At 43.7% G+C, this 12,670-nt stretch carries 13 protein-coding genes and 1 pseudogene; 10 read left to right on the top strand and 4 right to left on the bottom strand.

Translation table 11 applies throughout. The features are described from left to right. Positions 1-324: 324 nt before the first annotated feature. Positions 325-975, top strand: a complete 651-nt coding sequence (locus NJD71_RS04710; RefSeq protein ID WP_319050785.1) for a DUF2939 domain-containing protein — start codon at positions 325-327, stop codon at positions 973-975. Positions 976-1,159: 184 nt separating this feature from the next. Here the strand turns inward: NJD71_RS04710 and NJD71_RS04715 are convergent, their stop codons facing one another. After that, on the bottom strand, positions 1,160-2,224 hold the full coding sequence (locus NJD71_RS04715; RefSeq protein WP_319050786.1) for a disulfide isomerase DsbC N-terminal domain-containing protein: 1,065 nt from the start codon (positions 2,222-2,224) through the stop codon (positions 1,160-1,162). Positions 2,225-2,600: 376 nt separating this feature from the next. After that, the gene (locus NJD71_RS04720; protein WP_319050787.1) at positions 2,601-3,305 is read right to left on the bottom strand and encodes a pseudouridine synthase; all 705 of its coding nucleotides are present in this window, start codon (positions 3,303-3,305) and stop codon (positions 2,601-2,603) included. A 196-nt stretch (positions 3,306-3,501) separates the two neighbouring features. Here NJD71_RS04720 and NJD71_RS04725 point away from each other — a divergent pair, with 196 nt between their 5' ends. The 8 genes and pseudogenes from NJD71_RS04725 to NJD71_RS04760 all read left to right on the top strand — a co-directional run bounded on the left by NJD71_RS04725 (position 3,502) and on the right by NJD71_RS04760 (position 10,095). Continuing rightward, complete coding sequence (locus NJD71_RS04725) at positions 3,502-4,098, top strand: YigZ family protein (protein WP_319050788.1); 597 nt, start codon at positions 3,502-3,504, stop codon at positions 4,096-4,098. Between the two features lie 245 nt (positions 4,099-4,343). After that, the gene (locus NJD71_RS04730; RefSeq protein WP_319050789.1) at positions 4,344-5,441 is read left to right on the top strand and encodes a YheT family hydrolase; all 1,098 of its coding nucleotides are present in this window, start codon (positions 4,344-4,346) and stop codon (positions 5,439-5,441) included. A gap of 50 nt (positions 5,442-5,491) precedes the next feature. Beyond that, entirely contained in the window at positions 5,492-6,034 is a 543-nt protein-coding gene (locus NJD71_RS04735) for an acyl-CoA thioesterase (protein WP_319050790.1), read from the top strand. A 202-nt stretch (positions 6,035-6,236) separates the two neighbouring features. Beyond that, on the top strand, positions 6,237-6,614 hold the full coding sequence (locus NJD71_RS04740) for a DsrE family protein (protein ID WP_319050791.1): 378 nt from the start codon (positions 6,237-6,239) through the stop codon (positions 6,612-6,614). A gap of 369 nt (positions 6,615-6,983) precedes the next feature. After that, on the top strand, positions 6,984-7,193 hold the full coding sequence (locus tag NJD71_RS04745) for an AlbA family DNA-binding domain-containing protein (RefSeq protein ID WP_319050792.1): 210 nt from the start codon (positions 6,984-6,986) through the stop codon (positions 7,191-7,193). Between the two features lie 52 nt (positions 7,194-7,245). After that, a pseudogene (locus NJD71_RS04750) lies at positions 7,246-8,478 on the top strand (IS3 family transposase). Positions 8,479-8,616: 138 nt separating this feature from the next. Continuing rightward, positions 8,617-8,778 (top strand): hypothetical protein, encoded by a 162-nt coding sequence (locus tag NJD71_RS04755; RefSeq protein WP_319050793.1) that lies wholly within the window; start codon positions 8,617-8,619, stop codon positions 8,776-8,778. A 273-nt stretch (positions 8,779-9,051) separates the two neighbouring features. Next, positions 9,052-10,095, top strand: a complete 1,044-nt coding sequence (locus NJD71_RS04760) for an NAD(P)H-dependent flavin oxidoreductase (RefSeq protein WP_319050794.1) — start codon at positions 9,052-9,054, stop codon at positions 10,093-10,095. A 2-nt stretch (positions 10,096-10,097) separates the two neighbouring features. Here NJD71_RS04760 and NJD71_RS04765 read toward each other — a convergent pair whose 3' ends face one another. Beyond that, positions 10,098-11,045 carry an alpha/beta fold hydrolase gene (locus tag NJD71_RS04765; protein WP_319050795.1) on the bottom strand — a complete coding sequence of 316 codons (948 nt, stop codon included), beginning with the start codon at positions 11,043-11,045 and terminating at the stop codon, positions 10,098-10,100. A gap of 86 nt (positions 11,046-11,131) precedes the next feature. Next, positions 11,132-11,854 (bottom strand): aspartate/glutamate racemase family protein, encoded by a 723-nt coding sequence (locus tag NJD71_RS04770; RefSeq protein WP_319050796.1) that lies wholly within the window; start codon positions 11,852-11,854, stop codon positions 11,132-11,134. Positions 11,855-12,158: 304 nt separating this feature from the next. Between NJD71_RS04770 and NJD71_RS04775 the strand changes: the two genes are divergently transcribed. Next, on the top strand, positions 12,159-12,413 hold the full coding sequence (locus NJD71_RS04775; protein WP_319050797.1) for a DUF2798 domain-containing protein: 255 nt from the start codon (positions 12,159-12,161) through the stop codon (positions 12,411-12,413). Positions 12,414-12,670: the final 257 nt, after the last annotated feature.

A 12,670-nucleotide genomic window follows, 5' to 3' on the forward strand; every position in this document is an offset into this window, starting at 1 on the left:
ACATCATTAGGTTTCATGTGAAACATAACAAACAACGATATCACGTGCTAATAACAAGTGGATGCGACGAGCAAGTTTGGTGGGGCCGCTTAGCCAAATCAATTATAAAAAGTTTGCGCTATTTATGGAGATGGTCTGCTGATTTATCAAGCGCTTAAGCCATCAAATTCATAGTTAGCACTGTTAAATCGCGATATACACGATTTATTAAGGTTGCTACACAGCTTTTCGTACCGAAGTAATGTCCAGTCGTGCTAATATTTACCGTCATTTATATCTATAGCGACAACGTTTGCGACAACATGCAACAAGGTGCCAAGTCTTATGAAAAAGCTGATTTTTTTATTGATCATCATTGCGGTAGTCGTCTATGCAGGCTCCCCTTATTACAGCGCCTATCAGCTCAAAAACGCTTATGATGATAAAGATGGGGCCACTATCGCAGCGGCTATTGATTATGAGCAGGTACGACCAAGTATTCAAAACCAGCTGACTGGTCAATTTGCAACGACCCTGACCAAGTACCCGCTGATCGCTGAGCTGGGTGGTGAGCCACTTACCCAAGCGGCAAATGGCTTTATTACGCAAGCCGTCGACGGTGCCATCACCCCGCAAAACATCGAGAAACTCATCAATACCCAAGGCCAGGCCAACACAGCCACCAAAGAGCTGGCTGCTGCATGGGCCATCGCTAGTGATCAGGTTGATCTAAAAAACCTTATTCAAAGCTTAATTATTCAACGCGGCGACGTAGATGCTGTGGTCAAAAGCCAAATGCAGCAAGTCATGAAAAAACAAGCGGCTGAGCTTGAGCAGCAAGCCGCACAAGGTAATGATAGCGAAAAACCAACATTGAGCTATTGCGGTATCAATTGCTTCGATATCAGTGGTCAAGTCAAAGGCTATCCACTTACTATCGAGATGCAGCGTGAAGGTTTGATTGGATGGAAAATTGTGGATGTGGTGCTGCCATAACTATTTTTGACATCCAACGATCTTAAAACTATAACGTTCAAACTATAGCCCTTAAACTATAGTATTCGAACTACTATTATATAAAACAAAAAAACCGCCTTATACATAGCGTCATAAGGCGGTTTTTTGTTTGCTTGAAGTGCGGGGCTACATGAGTTATGAATGTTGTATGACGCTGACGTCGTTACTCTATGCCCAGAAACTCTAAGAACTCAGGGCTTTCAAAACTCGCTTGATATAGCACACCATCTTCACGGTAAATGGCTGGCGTTGCCATTACCGCGAGTCCCGCGGCTTTTTCGCGATTGGGTGTGACGTGATCGATATTACAACTTGCTGACGCAGGTGTCATCTGACCTTGTAGCATCGCCTTATCAAATGCTTGACGACGACTGTCTTCATCCGCTTGACACCAGATACCACGCATTTGCTTTGGTGATGCTTCATATATTGGATAGCCGATGATATTGACCGTCACGCCTTTTGCATTGAGCGATGGCACTTGCTGATGCAGTCTGCGGCAGTAAGGGCAGTTCACATCATCCGCCACATAGACAACGGCTTTCTCAGGGCTAGTCGCTGGATAAGTAATCAACTGGCTATTATCCAATGTCGCAAATACAGACTGATTTTTGCGCTTTTCAAAGTTCTCATCGAGTCCGATAAATTGACCGTTTTCGATCACTGATATTTCACCATCAGTAATGTACTGTGCATCATCGGATAGTAAAAACGGCACGCCTTCTAGCGTTGCTCCCCAAATCACGCCTGGTACGGCAGTATAAAAGAATGGCGTTTTAGCACTCATGTTTTTCAGCGCACTCATATTGGCTAGCATGTCAGATTTGACGCTAGCACTGACAGGTTTGCCTACCTGCGCACTCGTGCTACGTGCTGGTGTTTTGGTCACTACCCGCTTGCTTGGATTCTTTTGCAGCTCACCTTGGATGACATATCTACCATCTTCAGTGATGTGCAACGGTAACTGCCCTGCCAAGTTTACTTGATACATATTAGGTAAGTTAGAGGGCACGATAGAGGTGATTTGCGTTTTGATACCTGCTTGGGTCAATACTTGGCGCAAGCGCTGATCGATAGCTACACTTACCGCTCTGGTTGTTTGTGCGCTTTGGCTGTTGTTATTCACCTGAACACTGGTAGCATCTGCTGAGCTTGGCTGAGCGCAAGCCGTGGTTGCTAATAGTATGACGCTGATTAGACTGACAGGTTTTAATACAGATAATATCACTGAAGGGTTCCTATCTGGTTTTTGATAATGATCATTTCTTTGATAACGATGGCTTTTCAATAGTGATAGTTTTTTGATAACGATTGCTTTTACGACTCAAGCATACTGAGCAAATCCGATTCGGCAAGTAATAATAGACAAGTCATAATATGGATAAAAATAACTGTAGCACATAGGTTGGTTTTGCAAAGTGATAAATGGCCCAAATCGCAAAACTGCTACCTAATCTTAAGAGATAGGCAACACAAGCACCGTGGATGAAAACGGTAGACAAAAACAGCGGACAGCAAAAAGCAGCACACGGTGTCGCGACTGCTCATGAGTTGTACAACAATGGTCTAAAAATGATAGTGCGAAGAGTAAATCCAGTCTATAACTAGAACTTGGCAACTTCTTCTGGTGTTAAGAAGCGGCTATCGCCTTTTTCTAAACCTTCTAAATTGATATGACCGATACTAGCGCGGTGCAGCTCAGTGACTCTATTGCCAAAATAGCCCATCATGCGTTTGACTTGATGATACTTACCCTGCTCTAGTGTCAGACGTGCATGAGTCTCATCAATGAATTCTAGAACAGCAGGCTTGGTTGGCTCAAAATCTCCCTCTAATAGAATCCCTTCGGCGACTTTTTTCACGGCTTTCTCTTGTGAATCGCTATCCATTGCATCTGCCAAGGTCAGCTCGTACACCTTGGCATGCTCGTGCTTGGGGCTAGTGACGCGGTGTAGCCAGCCACCATCATCACTCATGAGCAGTGCGCCTGTGGTATCGACGTCGAGACGTCCCGCAATACGCAAGCTACCCAGTTCTGGTACCGCAATCAGCTCGGTGACGATTGGATACTCTTTGGCTTTTAATGTACATTCAAAGCCCTCAGGCTTATACAACAAAATATAGCGATTGCCAGTAGCCACTGACAGTGGCTCGCCTGCCCACATTACATCGTCATTAACGATATCGACATGTAGACCAGGGTCTTTGACCACTTGATCGTTCACGGTGATTTCGCCGGCGTGCATGATTTTTTTTGATTCTTTGCGTGACAGCTCGGTGGCTTTACTAATAAATTTATCTAAACGCATACTATGACTACCATCGGTTTTATGATACCAGCCCTAAATCAGAAACTAACGATACCAGCTCTCAGCCGTGAGCGCCTCGTTATCTTCGATGGTTAGAAATGGTACTATAATGAAAAATTGAATGAACACTGCGCCCAATATAAAAGCCAGTGACAGTCAGACCAGTTTAACATATCCAACCTAAGCCTGATGAAATATGAGCTATCAAACGCTAAAACGTGCGGTTACCGCGCGCCTAGAAATCAAAAAGTCCGAGTTTATTGCTTATGCCTATCCTGTGACCGCCCGCGAGCAAGCTATGTTTCACGTGGAACAACTACGCGAGCAGTACCCTGATGCCCGTCATTTTTGCTGGGCATATATCGTTGGTGACCCTGATAACACCACCAGTGCAGGGTTCGATGATGATGGTGAACCAAGCGGTACGGCTGGCAGGCCGATATTAAATGTTCTGCAACACAAGTCCATCGGCAACGTGATTATCATCGTGGTGCGTTATTTTGGTGGTATCAAATTAGGTGCTGGCGGTCTTACTCGTGCTTATGCAGGCGCGGCCCAAGCATCTGTTGATGAGATGATATTGAGCCCCTATGTACCGATGGCACAAGTGCAGGTGCTGGCGACGTTTGCGACTGAAGCACAGTGCCGTTATATCATAGAGAGTCTTGGTGGGCGTGTTGATGATGTCGCATACAGCAAACAAGTTACTTTGAGCGCAACCCTTGCTGAGGCAAATATTGATAATCTAAAGAAGCGTCTGGCAATGGATGGTCGCGTGTTGAATCAGCCATAAGGTTAAAAGATCGGACTAACTGCTCTCGTCCGTTAGTTTAGGCAGCTTTATTGTTAGTCGCTTTTTTCAACTGCTGCTTTCAGTCTCTGTATTTAATAGCTGCTTTTAAAAAATGCTTTGGAACAACTACTTTCAGTAGCTGTTTTTCAGTAAGCATGCGTTCACTGAAAATCATTGGTTTTCGTAGGCACTGGCGTTATGATAAAAAACATTACTTTTTAACCCTCATTAAATAAGATCCTTATATGTCCACCTCGACCACACCTTTTTCTCCAGCTCCCTTTAGGCCGCCATTTTGGCTGACCAACCCTCATTTGCAGAGCATCTTGCCTAAGTTTTTTGCGCCCAAAGCACCGACGTATCGCCGTGTGGTGATGCAAGATTCCTTGAGTGAAACCGATATTGCTTACGACTTTTATGATGCGCATCCTATAAATCCATCGACTGATGGAGCACTTGAGCAAACGCCGTTGATTGTCCTATTCCACGGCATGGAGGGTAGCAGTGACAGTCACTATGCTCGTGCATTGGCTTACCAGATGCACGAGCAAGGCTGGCATTTTGTAGTGGTGCACTTTCGTAGTTGTGGCGGTATTCCAGCTAATGGACGAGTTTTTTATAATGCCGGTGATACCAATGAGGTGCATCACGCGCTACAGAACTTACGTGCGCAGTATGCCAATATCTATGCGACTGGCGTGTCACTTGGTGGTAACGCACTAGCGAAATATATGGGCGAGTATGGTGATGAAGCCATTTGCAAAGGCGCGGCGGTCATCTCTGCTCCCGTCGATATGTCATCGGCTGCCATTACTATGCACAGCTTTTTGAGTCATCGTATCTATACGCCTTATCTGCTCAATCCAATTATCAAAAAAGCGTTGGCGAACGACATCACCAAAGAAGAAATTGATGCTATCAAAGCCGTCAATCGTATCAGCGACTTCGATGATATCTTTACCGCACCCCGTCATGGCTACCGCTCCAACAATCACTATTACCACTCTTCGTCTGCCCTACCTTACTTGATCAACGTCACCAAGCCTCTACTGTTAATTAGTGCAAAAGACGATCCTTTCATTGGCTTTACCGCGACGCCAAACGATGTTTCTGATAGCGTTACTATATTGGATACGAAACACGGTGGACATATCGGTTATCTGCGCTATCGCTCAGACAGTGCTCAGACCAAAAGCAAACCGTCTGTCACCAATGATAAAAAGCCTAAGACTTCGAAATTCGATATTAACTGGATACCTGAAACGGTTAGTGCTTATTTTAATTGGATTGGTTTGGCTTCTATTAGCGAGCCTTCTCAAGATGTGGTCTCTGACAATAAATAATCAATGAAAAAATAATAACGCCAACGTTTACAAACTTTTGAGAGTGTTCTATGTATCCATTTATCCGCTATGCCGCCACCATCGCTCATGCTGCCATAAAAGCAAAACGGGGTGACACACTGACGTTCAAAGATACCAGTGAGATTCAGTTTCGCTGCCGTTTATCTGATATCGATAACTTTTTAGAGATGAATAACGGTCGCGTGTTCACACTATATGACTTGGGTCGTATGGACTTTGCGGTACGGACGGGGCTTGGCAACCAGCTACTGAAACAGCGTTGGGGTTTGGTCATCGCTGGCAGTACTATCCAATACCGTAAGCGTATTCGCGCCTTTGACAAAGTCACGCTAAAGACCAAAATCGTCGGTATTGATGCACGCTGGCTCTATATCGAGCAATCGATGTGGGTCAAGGGCAAGCCTTGCTCGTCTGGATTACTGCGTACAGGTGTGACCAAAGGTGGACGGGTGATCGATACGGCACAGGTACTGGCAGCATTGGGACAGTCTGATTGGGATCTCCCGCCAACGGGTTACGTGGCTGAATGGATCAAGAGTGATGCTGATCGTCCGTGGCCGCCAACGGAATAATGTGCCTGTCACTTAGCTAGAAATGACACTGCTGAACATTGATTAAAAGCACGTTAAAGCCATGAAAAAGCATGTCACAAACAAGTCACCTTATGACTACTATTCCATAACAAGTCATTATATAAATACATATAATAAATGTTAGGATACTAGTGAGTATTATATTTGACTCACCTAAAAATAGTCCTATAAGGAGAATAATATGGCTAACATGACGGATTTTGTCGGTACGTTATTTGATAATAGCGAGACAAACCCAAGCAAGATCACCCTAGCCTTTACTATGGCTGGCGTAGCACTCAAAAAAGGTCACTCTGCTACTGTCATACTCATGGTAGATGCGGTACATCTGGCAAAACCAAATGCGCTAGACGATGTCAATATTGGCGCGCCATTTGAGCCCGCTGGTGAATTGCTAGAAGCCTTTATCGAAAAAGGCGGACAAGTACTGGTCTGCGGCGCTTGCATGAAACATGGCGGTGTCGAGGAGTCTGAGATCGATAAACGCTTTGAGGTGATTAGCGGTGATGATGTGGTTGAGCTGCTGATGAATGCAAAAGGGTCGTTGCAGTTGAACTAAGAATCATCAAATCATTTGATGTAGCTTCGCTAACAAGGCATGTTTGAAAATCTAAAAATTCAAAGGGAAATTCTTTAAATAGAATTTCCCTTTTTTATTATTTTTTTTGAGTGAGATATTGAAGGGGTATTAATTGAATATAGGGTGGCAAAGACAATTATTGGCTACCGATGGATTGAACCTGTTCTTTGAATCTTAGTGAATATGTTAATCTAGCCAACAACAAAATTATTTCATAGATTCTTATTTATGAAAGTATGTAACGTCTCAGTAGCTTCACTCATAAACTACTATTTATAAATTCTTGTTAATAATTTGAGTGAAACTAGTTATAGTGGATAATATAACTAAAGTGATTATGAGAAAAACATGACTATCGGTATTGAACAAATTAATCTCTGGCTTTTGTTACCTAAAGAAACACAAATCATCGAGTTTAAAGAAGCGAAGAACCAATTTGACTCTACGAAGCTCTATAAATATTGTGTAGCCATCGCTAATGAAGGCGGTGGTCATCTAGTACTTGGCATTACTGACAAGCTTCCGAGGACTATCTGTGGAACATCTGAGCTATGCTGAAAAAACTGTAGAACCAAACTTGGTAAACTAACGACTCAATGAGGAGTTTATCATGACTAAGAAAATCAGAACCTATAGTGCAGCATTCAAAGCTGAAGCCGTTAAAAAGATAGCAGATAATAATGGCAATGTTTCAGCGACTGCAAAGCAGCTTGGCATCGCCATGCAGACATTATCTAACTGGCAAAACAAAGCTGATAAAGGCCAGCTTATTGGTACTAAAGAATATGATCCTGAGCTCATGGCTATACTAGAAGAGAATAAACGTCTTAAACGTGATCTAAAAGTTGCTCAGGAAGAGCGAGATATTCTAAAAAAGGCCACGGCGTACTTCGCGAATGAGGAACGTTAAGAAACAGTCTGGGAGACTGTTTTAGTGACGCAAGGCGAAGGGCTATGCACGCAGTGACAGTTGATGAGGTACGTCTTTATCAAGGATAACCAGAAAATATTTAGCATCACTTGTATGTGTCACGTATTAGATGTCAAGCCATCAAGCTATTATAACTGGATAAATCGTGGTGTTAGTAATCAGCAGATCCACCGCAACCAGTGTGAGCTGCTGGTTCGCGTGGCTCATGATGAAACTAAGCAGCGCTATGGCTGTGAGCGATTGCATGCTCATCTTGCAGAGCAAGGCCATCATATCAGTCAATACATGGTAAGACGCATTAAAGAAGAATACGGCATTGTTTGCCGTCGTCACAAGCGTTTTAAAGTTACCACCAACTCAAACCATAACAAGTTTATTTATCCAAACCTGCTCGATCAAAAATTTGATACCAGTCGTCCTAACGAAGCTTGGGTTAGTGACATCACTTACATATGGACAGATGAGGGTTGGCTATACTTAGCAGGTGTTAAAGACCTCTACACTAAAGAGCTGGTCGGCTATGCTATCCACAAGCGTATGACAGCAGATTTAGTTTGCCGTGCACTCAATATGGCCATCAAGAACAAACGACCCAACCAACGGCTGATTGTGCATTCTGATAGAGGCAGTCAGTACTGTAGTTATGACTATCATAAGATCATTAAGAAGCATAAATTTAAGGGTTCAATGTCCAGACGTGGTAATTGCTTTGATAATGCTCCGATAGAGAGTTTCTGGGGCATATTGAAAAATGAGTTAGTGTATCATCAGGATTATAAAATGAGATTCGAAGCTATCAATGACATCATTAAATATATTGAGCTTGAGTATAACCAGACTAGAATCCAAAAGGGTTTGGGCTATAAAACGCCAAGACAGGTATGGTTTGATTTTTATCGTCAAGCTGCGTAACTAAAATCTCCCAAGTCAATGTCTACAGATTTGACAGCATAGGTCAATGGACCCAAAGCTTATAAAAATATGGAAGGCTCTGATAGAGTTAGAGCTTGTTATCAACACTGTGCCCTACAATATGTATTAAGAAAACAGATGACAAACCAGTCTTTAAGGGAGCGTTTTGGTATTTCTTCTGCAAGTAGTAACTCAGTATCACAAACAATCAATAACTGTGTCGAGCAAAATCTAATCAAACTTGACCCTAATGCTCCTGAATCAAAAAGGTATGCTCGTTATATTCCTTCTTGGGCCTAGATAATTTTCATTACATTGCTAATCAAGAATACACCGTGGAATATCTGAATGCCTTGATTTTTATAGGCTTCCTTATTTCATTGCTAATTAAGGTTGTATAGTGCAATAGGTAAAAACTTTTAACTACAAATCCATAGCTAACTATTTTAACTACAAAACTGTAGCCAAAACCCACCACCCTATTTAGCAACTAAATAAACACTATCTCACATACTGTTCGCCCAGCTCTGTTAAAGTAAGTCATGCAAATATCCTAATAAAAAGGAACCATTCATGAGCTTGCTCGATACGCTTAATATCACCTACCCGATCATCCAAGCACCCATGGCAGGAGCAACCACACCTGAACTGGCAGCGACGGTCAGTAACTTTGGTGGACTGGGTTCACTAGGATCTGGTATGACTGTGCCAAATGTTTTGACCAGCCAAATTGATACCATTAAATCGCTCACCGACCGTCCGTTTATGATCAATCTCATGGTATTGTCTGAGCACGAGTCGAGCAACTTTGATACCGCTATGCCACTTTGGCTGAATCAGTACTATCAAGAGAATGGCATAGTCGCCGAGTTACCTGAACGCCCCGCTCAGAATTTCGCAGAGCAGCTAAAAGTGCTCTATGACAATCCCGTTCCCGTTGCCAGTTTTACCTTTGGCATTATCAGTGCTGAGCAAGTTCAGCGTCTGCAAAGTTTCGGCACACGCGTCATCGGCACTGCCAATCATCCATTAGAAGCCAAAGCCTGGAGCGAGATTGGTGCTGATGCGGTCTGTGTACAAGGGGCGGAAGCTGGCGGTCATCGCGGTGGCTGGTTGCCACAAAGCGAAACCGATCCTTTGGGATTGCTGACACTGATTAGCCAAACGCGCGCATGCATAGAGATTCCATTGATTGCAGCAGGTGGCGTCATGACAGCACAAGATATCAAGGCAGTACAAGCCGCTGGTGCTGAGCTTGCGCAACTGGGAACAGCGTTTTTGACCACAGATCAATGCGGTATTAACGACACCTATAAACAAGCCTTACTCGATGCCAGTCACAGCAGACGTAGCTCAGAAACACGCTTAACTCGTTTGTTTTCAGGTAAGCTCGCTCGTGGTTTATTGAACGATTATCTACGTGATTTTGCTCAATTTGAAAGCACGGATGTGCTACCACCCTACCCGCAACTCAATGCTATGACTAAGTCTATGCGCGCGCATGCTGCTCATAATCTTGATGCAGAACATCTATCATTATGGGCAGGACAAGGGGTAGCTTTAGTCAAACAAGAAAGCACGCTTGATCTGCTTGGGCGGTTGGTAAAACAGCTATAGAGTTACTCACTTTTAAGCCCCTCTCGAAACCCTTTATAATCCTCAGCCGTCTGATCTACCGCCTCGACCATCGGCACATGACCAACCTTAGGCATCATAATAATTTGCGCCTGCGGGATGATTTCTTTGATCAATTCTGTGGTTTCAGGCTTGATGACTCGGTCTTCTTGGCCCCAAACGACTAGCGTTGGAATATTATAGTTTGCGACGACTGCGGCGCGTGCCTCGACATTGTCTACCACGATTTGCTCAAGAATGTTGGCATGTAGCGCTTTGTTTTCAATACGCTCTTGGGCAAAGACTGCTTGCACCGTTTTGGGCAGATAAGGCGGTTTATACATGACAAACTCATACAGCTTGTAGAAATCTTCTGTCTTATTGATCAATAGTGGGTTGTTCTCAAGTGTGGCATTTTCCAGTGATTTTGGGACACCTGCTGACCAGAATCCTGCACTATCGATGAGCCAAAGACTTTTGATATCGTTTGGATACTTTGCTGCATATGCCACGCTGATAGCACCGCCCATAGAGTTACCACCTAGATGAAGGTTGGAAGCGGTGCCCTTCGCTTGCATCAACTCATGTAAGCGCTGCGCCTGTGCATCTGCGCGATAGTCTGCGCTATCGGGCTTGCTTGAGTCACCAAATCCTAGTAGATCTGGGATAATAAGATGATAGTCTCCAAGCTCGCTTGCAACACGCGTAAAGCTGTCTTTGTTGCTACCAAACCCATGAATCAATAATAAAGGCTCAGCAGTGGTATTGTTGTTTTCGGCATACGTCAGCTGCTCACCTGACGCCAGTGTAAACACCTTAGTGGTCAGATCGGATTTATTGCGCTCGTGTTGGATGATTTTTTGGGTTGTGGCAACGGTGAAACTATTAGGCGTTGTACAACTGGCAACAGACAAAGCCAAGAAAAGAGGAAAACATATACGCATCAATGACATCAAAACATCCTTATTAGTTATCGGTAAATGAGTCGCACAACACCTATTTATGCCACCCTTTTGTGCTCTAGCCTTTTTAACTGCCTTTATTGATTTAACAAAAACTCTACCGCAGTCGCAGCATGAATAGCAGTAGTATCAAATACAGAAATCGGGCTATCGGTTTCTTTGATAAGTAGACCAATCTCAGTACAGCCTAATATTACGCCCTCTGCTCCTTGCGCTGCCAAGTCCTTAATCACTTGGCGATAATATTCTCGTGAGCTGTCTTTAAACTCACCGACGCACAGCTCGTTTTTGATAATACGGTGTACCTCTACTCTTGCATCCTGCTCTGGTATCAGCACTTGCAAGCCTGCATCGATCAGGCGCTGCTTATAAAAGTCCTGAGTCATTGTAAACTGCGTACCGAGTAGTGCTACTGTGGTCAGGTTTTGCTTTTTGATAGCCTCGATAGTCGCATCAGCGATATGAATCAACGGCAGGGAAGTGACGGCTGCTACGTTATCAAACAATTTATGCATCGTATTGGAGGCGATCATGATTCCTTGCACGCCAGCTGCTTGCAAACGCTGAGCACTACTAGCCATTATCGCGCCCAGCTCGTCCCATTGGCCTTGCTCTTGTAACTCATTGATCGTGGCAAAATCCACGCTATGGATCATCAAGTCTGCTGAATGTAGTCCGCCAAGCTGATGTTTGATGCCTTCATTAATCAGGCGATAGTAGCTCTCGGTGCTCTCCCAGCTCATACCGCCGATGATGCCCAATGTTCGTTGTTCAAAGTCTCGCTGTTGTTGATCTGCCATGCCACTCTCCTAGGTACTTTATCGTCTGGCTCATCGCCAATTATCGTAACAACGCTGGCTATATATAGTGTGCGCGTTTACACCAATGCTATTTTGCTCAAAACAAAACTCTTGTGATCAATATACAACGATTATCACCATTAATAATAACGATTTTACCTATTCATTTTTGAGGCGTATCATGTGCGCTCGTAGCCAACCATCCTGTCGGCTACGTTTGTTAATTACCATAGATGTATACCATACGCCAGCATCATAGGCTGAGCGTCGCTATTTGCTACCATCCTGTAGGACACCGAACACTATGACAAACTTCCCCACTATCAGAATACGCATCCGCCGCAAGCTCTATCGCCTTATTTTTACAGGTCTCATGGCGATGATGATGTCACTTATTATCTCGTCAGCGCTATTATTGGTAAAAGTAGGCTACGTTGATGGCTTTTTTGCAGAATTGATGCACTCTTGGGGATTGGCCTTTATCTTTGCGTGGCCGAGCGCGTATATCTGTGCCTATATGATACAAGAGCATGTACTCAGTCGTATTGAGTTTTATTAGAGCACTTAGGCAGCAGACAAAAATATTACCGATGTAAGCCAAGCTTTCTACAATAAAATCCATTTAGCACGAATGTATCCGCCGTCTAGACGACCAGTCTATTTTTAAGTATAGTATCCTTTTTCAAGTATAGTATCTTTGTGAATCGATAGCCTATATTTATCATTATCGTGGTATTGTTTTCACTCGAATAAAAAATATTAGTGAATAACCTTGATAACAACATGTTTTAGCTGGTTATTCAGACTCTTAATATA

It is taken from the genome of Psychrobacter sp. PP-21, assembly GCF_033790785.1.
Classification (GTDB): Bacteria; Pseudomonadota; Gammaproteobacteria; order Pseudomonadales; family Moraxellaceae; genus Psychrobacter.

Excerpts from the sequence above, each read along its gene's own strand:
- NJD71_RS04710 (WP_319050785.1), top strand. The coding sequence starts at position 325 with ATGAAAAAGCTGATTTTTTTATTGATCATCATTGCGGTAGTCGTCTAT.
- NJD71_RS04720 (WP_319050787.1), bottom strand. The coding sequence starts at position 3,305 with ATGCGTTTAGATAAATTTATTAGTAAAGCCACCGAGCTGTCACGCAAA.
- NJD71_RS04725 (WP_319050788.1), top strand. The coding sequence starts at position 3,502 with ATGAGCTATCAAACGCTAAAACGTGCGGTTACCGCGCGCCTAGAAATC.
- NJD71_RS04730 (WP_319050789.1), top strand. The coding sequence starts at position 4,344 with ATGTCCACCTCGACCACACCTTTTTCTCCAGCTCCCTTTAGGCCGCCA.
- NJD71_RS04735 (WP_319050790.1), top strand. The coding sequence starts at position 5,492 with ATGTATCCATTTATCCGCTATGCCGCCACCATCGCTCATGCTGCCATA.
- NJD71_RS04740 (WP_319050791.1), top strand. The coding sequence starts at position 6,237 with ATGGCTAACATGACGGATTTTGTCGGTACGTTATTTGATAATAGCGAG.
- NJD71_RS04745 (WP_319050792.1), top strand. The coding sequence starts at position 6,984 with ATGACTATCGGTATTGAACAAATTAATCTCTGGCTTTTGTTACCTAAA.
- NJD71_RS04755 (WP_319050793.1), top strand. The coding sequence starts at position 8,617 with ATGACAAACCAGTCTTTAAGGGAGCGTTTTGGTATTTCTTCTGCAAGT.
- NJD71_RS04760 (WP_319050794.1), top strand. The coding sequence starts at position 9,052 with ATGAGCTTGCTCGATACGCTTAATATCACCTACCCGATCATCCAAGCA.
- NJD71_RS04765 (WP_319050795.1), bottom strand. The coding sequence starts at position 11,045 with ATGTCATTGATGCGTATATGTTTTCCTCTTTTCTTGGCTTTGTCTGTT.
- NJD71_RS04770 (WP_319050796.1), bottom strand. The coding sequence starts at position 11,854 with ATGGCAGATCAACAACAGCGAGACTTTGAACAACGAACATTGGGCATC.
- NJD71_RS04775 (WP_319050797.1), top strand. The coding sequence starts at position 12,159 with ATGACAAACTTCCCCACTATCAGAATACGCATCCGCCGCAAGCTCTAT.